This window comes from Bacillus sp. JJ1532, from assembly GCF_036965085.1.
Classification (GTDB): domain Bacteria; phylum Bacillota; class Bacilli; order Bacillales; family Cytobacillaceae; genus Cytobacillus.
The window spans coordinates 1-2,789 of the sequence record NZ_JBALOW010000139.1; the positions used below are offsets into that span (position 1 = coordinate 1).

Here is a 2,789-nt window from a genome sequence, read left to right on the forward strand (position 1 = left end):
CTATTATGTTCAAGGAGAGTCTTTTTCATACGCTGGTTATTCAACAATCGCAGACAATAACAAATTACTGATTCATAGAAACCCCAGAAAAACAAGAAAAGGGACACTTTCTTTACTCAGGAAATGCGCCCTTTAGCTGAATAAGAAATTACCTTTCCAACTCAATATATTCTCTTAATAATTTCCACTCACTATCTTCTTTTCTCCATACAAGCATACATTGAGCAGTATATGGCTCTGCTTTTATTAAATTAGTCTCTTTTCCTAAAACTAAATACTCCTCTCCATTTCTGCGTTCAGTGATTGAAACAGTTTCAAAACTTTTTTTAGCATTATCCATTTGCTTTAATATGCTATCGAGGTCATAGTCATAGTAGTATGAGTCAGGTTTATCTATATTTGAATGTGCCCAATAACCTACAAAATTTTTTGACATATAATTTCTAATCCCGTCACCATTCTTACTAATTAAACCGTCATTCCAAGCTGTAAAGTACCCATCTAATACTTCCTTAATATTGTCCATATTTCCTCCCTCCTTATCATTAACCAATGTCTATTAGTACAATAATATCCCCTGCTACAAAGAAGTTGTTTGTTTAAGTAATCTCCCCCGATGGCATAAGTACACTTTTTCACAATTTTTTCTATAAAATTTAACCTAAAAATACAATTTTCGTTTTTAGTGTTCTTCTTCCACAAACTCGCACTTAAATAAAGACGCGCTCCTAAATAAACGCGCCCTTTAGCTGAATAAAATTTTACTCAATAGTGTCTAACAACTCTACATCTACTTTTTCGGTATCCTTCCAATCATAAAACCTTTCTATATGCCATTTATCTTTTAGCCTTACATAGTTGTTATCTTCAATCCACTTATGTAAGTCATTATATGCTTCCATTATTTTATAATTAGAACCTTTATGTCTCCTAACGGCATATTTTTGAGGTGGTATGGTTAGAGTTACCATATCAGTTGGAATATCCTCGTACTCTTTTACTTCAACACAAACCCAGTAACCATCTTCATCAGCAGTTTCATTTTCCACAACAAACGCACCAAATTGCTCAATGGGATTAACAACCTGCTTAATTTCGCTTATACGCTCGCATAATCTTAATGACGCTTTGGGTATTTCAACTAAATATTGGTCGCCAGAACATAAAACTCGAAAACCTACTAACCTTAATTCATCAAGCCCTTTAATAGCCTTATTTTGTATTATTGTTTCTGACATTTTAATTCCCCCTCTATTTACGATAAATTACAGTTTCTCGAAACCACCCATAAATACCTTCTTCTTTAACCAACCTGACCCTGTTATTTAAGTACATTTCTTCACAATCCCACATAAATATCCGAATTTGTTTGAGGGGTTTTATTCCGTTTATTGGCCCTTAAATGGAAAATGAGCAATTATCCTTGTTCCAGGATAGCGCCCGATTGTTGAATATTGATTGTTATTAAAAGAAGCCCTTGTTAGTTTAATAAGAATTCTTTAATCGTTTATAATAAGAGCAGCATTGAATGGAGGATTTTTATGAAAAAAAGCCTTTAAAATTGATTGCTTGGGTACCTCTTTTCTCTTATTCTCCTGTCAAAGCTGAAACGGTAACCAAAATGATGTAAAATGCGTGATGATGTGATCCTCAATTTACTTTTTCTATCCATCGACAAAGCAATCGAAAAACATTTCGGCAAACCAAGACAGTTTTATTTCCAACAGATTCTCCAAATCAAACAGAAGGTAAAACACAAAACCTACCGCTACTTTAATGTCACCGTGCTGCTAACAACATTTGAAGGTACTCACATTTCCCATATGATTTAGTTACTATCACTTTTAGTAATAAAAATAGGATGGAGTGGCGAGCAATTGATGTCAAAAGCAGAACGTTAAAGCCAAACAAAATAACTAAATGCAGGCATCCTTTGTTAGAAGGGTACTTTTTCTTCGGGAATATTCTTCAACTAAACTGCATCCGTTACTTAAAGAAGAAAAATGCCTTGCCCCATATTGAAGGAAAGAACGCCATTAGCTGTATAACTTTCAAATAGAAAAAAGCTGCCAATTATAGCAGCCTATTCTTAAAGTGAAAAACGCCTTATGTTTAATAACTTTCAATTTGTTCAATAAGAACAGCTGCTTGTGATGACAACTATTCTTTTACGCAGGCTCATGGAAACACTGGTTAAATTTTGTGCTTAAAAGAATCTACGTCGTCTTCTTTCGAATTCAAAACGTCTTCTTCTCTCTAATTCGATTTCAATTTCAATGGGAAAAAAACGTCTTCTTCTAAAGCCGTCGCGAAAAAACCTGTCTCTTCGATCAAATCCCCTAAATCCAAATGGCATTTAATTCATCCTCCTTTCAATTCAGAAGTCTAGATGAAAAAAGACAGATAAACCTAATCGGTCCTTTCCCACTTAGTAGCTGCCTATATTTTACTAGTAGCCGCTCATCATAAAAGAAGCTCCGACAATGATCAATAGAATGAACAATACCACGATAAAACAAAAGGTTTTTTTTCTCTATGTTCATGTCTAAATTCTTCCATGATAATACCTACTTAAATAGGAATATTGGGAGGAAAAACACCTTCCCATTGTATATATATTCCTTAAGACAAGAGGGGATTGGGCAATCATCGTAGTATTGGATAAAATCAACGATTTGCTTAAACAACTTCTAAAAATGAAAACAAGTGAATGCCTTAAGTTGGATAAGAAAAAGCCGCCAATATCAGCCTGTTCTTAAAGTAAAGTACCCTATTCAACAATCTGGCCC

General features: G+C 34.1%; 4 protein-coding genes and 1 pseudogene. 1 reads left to right on the forward strand and 4 read right to left on the reverse strand.

Translation table 11 applies throughout. From position 1 onward, the window contains the following. Positions 1-148: 148 nt before the first annotated feature. The gene (locus tag V7122_RS25335) at positions 149-526 is read right to left on the reverse strand and encodes a DUF4440 domain-containing protein (RefSeq protein WP_335530018.1); all 378 of its coding nucleotides are present in this window, start codon (positions 524-526) and stop codon (positions 149-151) included. Positions 527-761: 235 nt separating this feature from the next. Continuing rightward, positions 762-1,238: a GyrI-like domain-containing protein gene (locus V7122_RS25340; RefSeq protein ID WP_335530021.1), complete on the reverse strand. Its 477-nt coding sequence runs from the start codon at positions 1,236-1,238 to the stop codon at positions 762-764. A gap of 393 nt (positions 1,239-1,631) precedes the next feature. Here V7122_RS25340 and V7122_RS25865 point away from each other — a divergent pair, with 393 nt between their 5' ends. Further along, complete coding sequence (locus V7122_RS25865; protein WP_438823955.1) at positions 1,632-1,832, forward strand: DUF3888 domain-containing protein; 201 nt, start codon at positions 1,632-1,634, stop codon at positions 1,830-1,832. Positions 1,833-2,206: 374 nt separating this feature from the next. On the opposite strand, the gene V7122_RS25345 is transcribed toward V7122_RS25865, so the two are convergent. Next, on the reverse strand, positions 2,207-2,356 hold the full coding sequence (locus tag V7122_RS25345; RefSeq protein ID WP_335530024.1) for a hypothetical protein: 150 nt from the start codon (positions 2,354-2,356) through the stop codon (positions 2,207-2,209). 93 nt (positions 2,357-2,449) lie between these two features. Beyond that, a pseudogene (locus V7122_RS25350) lies at positions 2,450-2,524 on the reverse strand (YjcZ family sporulation protein); the annotation flags it as partial. Positions 2,525-2,789: the final 265 nt, after the last annotated feature.

What these genes read in the sequence shown, in the direction of transcription:
- V7122_RS25345 (WP_335530024.1), bottom strand. Translation starts at nt 2,356, where the DNA reads ATGCCATTTGGATTTAGGGGATTTGATCGAAGAGACAGGTTTTTTCGC.
- V7122_RS25340 (WP_335530021.1), bottom strand. Translation starts at nt 1,238, where the DNA reads ATGTCAGAAACAATAATACAAAATAAGGCTATTAAAGGGCTTGATGAA.
- V7122_RS25335 (WP_335530018.1), bottom strand. Translation starts at nt 526, where the DNA reads ATGGACAATATTAAGGAAGTATTAGATGGGTACTTTACAGCTTGGAAT.
- V7122_RS25865 (WP_438823955.1), top strand. Translation starts at nt 1,632, where the DNA reads ATGCGTGATGATGTGATCCTCAATTTACTTTTTCTATCCATCGACAAA.